This window comes from Lacrimispora xylanisolvens (assembly GCF_002934545.1).
Lineage (GTDB): Bacteria > Bacillota > Clostridia > Lachnospirales > Lachnospiraceae > Lacrimispora > Lacrimispora xylanisolvens.
Map to the genome: position 1 here is coordinate 1 of NZ_PTJA01000032.1, position 1,498 is coordinate 1,498.

Genomic DNA, 1,498 nt, shown 5'->3' on the forward strand with positions numbered 1-1,498 from the left:
GCTGCTCCGGATCTCCTGAAGGAAAATTTGAGATACTTAGAAAGGAGCTTTTATGTCTATGATAAAAAGGGGATTCTGTTTGTGCCTTGCTGTTTTCATGCTGATCTTTACTCCTGTCAGTGATTATTTTGGTGCCAGGTATGTCTATGGCTCCGGTGTTTTAACTGCTGTTGATTATGTATGGACGATTTTAATGTCCGCTGTTGGTGTTGATGTTTCCACGAAAAATCTAGGTTCCGTTATTTCTGATATTGGTGACTTTGTCAAAGTAGATACCAAATACCTTACTGCTTATAAAGCCATGGCTGAATTCTCTTACGGGTCTGTTGTTAAGTTGGGTCAGGAAACCATTAATATGGTTAAGGATTATTTTAAAAGCAAAAGTGGTTACGGAACCAATACCGGGATCAGTAAACTTCAAATCGGACTTGACAATTCATTTGAGAGCTCCTACTCCTACAATATGGGAGTTGACCTTTCAAAGTTTAATCCTGCTTTATCGGCAGATGATTTCTATTTTTCCTATGACCATTCAAGTGATACTCTTGTCCGCCATTCCGATATCTTTTTGCTGCAAAAGGAGAAACGTGTCGGGGGTGTGTTGTCTGGCTCCAAAACTCTTGAAATCTATTATATGAATGACAATGGCAAATTGGTTTCTCCAGTTTCCAGAGTTACCTATTCGAACAATTCCGGAACTAATACATACTACCCTTACGAAAAAACGAACTACTCTTATATGCTGATTTCCGGAACTGATTATACCGCAGAAACTATGTCAAATATTCCGTTTCCTGTTTACAGCTCTCTTGATGAATTAAAGACTTATCTTTCTTATGGAACCCTGGGGGATACCATCAATGAATATACTGGTGCTTATACCTGGGTGGATGTAAATTCTGATGTTGATACACAGCAGCGTGATGTTACTTCCGACGTTGAGGTCACAATTCCAAAAGATTCTTATGTTGCAGAACAGCTTGTATCTGATGTGCAATCATCAATCACCGCTGCTGACCGGGCTCAGGTTCTGGCACCAACCATCAATGTTACATACGGCGAAAAAGCAGAGGAGGGAGAACATACAGGAACTTACCCCTGGATACCGGATATCACCAAGCCGCTAGGCGTAATAACGGATGTAGTCAAAGCAATATCCAGAGGGTTAACGGATATTAAAGACCGGATCATTGATATCCCGGGTTCTATTTCGGATGTTCTGGCTGGTATTAAGGCCCTTCCTGTTTCCCTTACTGAATCCATTGCGAAATCCCTTGCCGGGGAAGAGGATGCAAAGGCGAATAACTGGCAGATACAGGCAGATATAACCAAAAAGTTTCCCTTTTGTATTCCCTTTGATTTATTTGCCTGTATTAGTATCTTTGAGAGCGCTTCTACTGAACCCCGGTGGGAGCTGCCATTTACAATAGAAAGCCTGAATATTCATGAAACCATTGTAATCGACTTGTCTACTGATGATTGGAAACCTATGGTCATG

Annotated in this window: 1 protein-coding gene; it reads left to right on the forward strand. The window is 41.1% G+C overall.

The genetic code is table 11. The annotated features are described in order from the left end of the window. Window positions 1–52 precede the first annotated feature (52 nt). The coding region (locus tag BXY41_RS26550) for a hypothetical protein (protein WP_146088598.1) at window positions 53–1,498 on the forward strand (1,446 nt) is incomplete at its 3' end.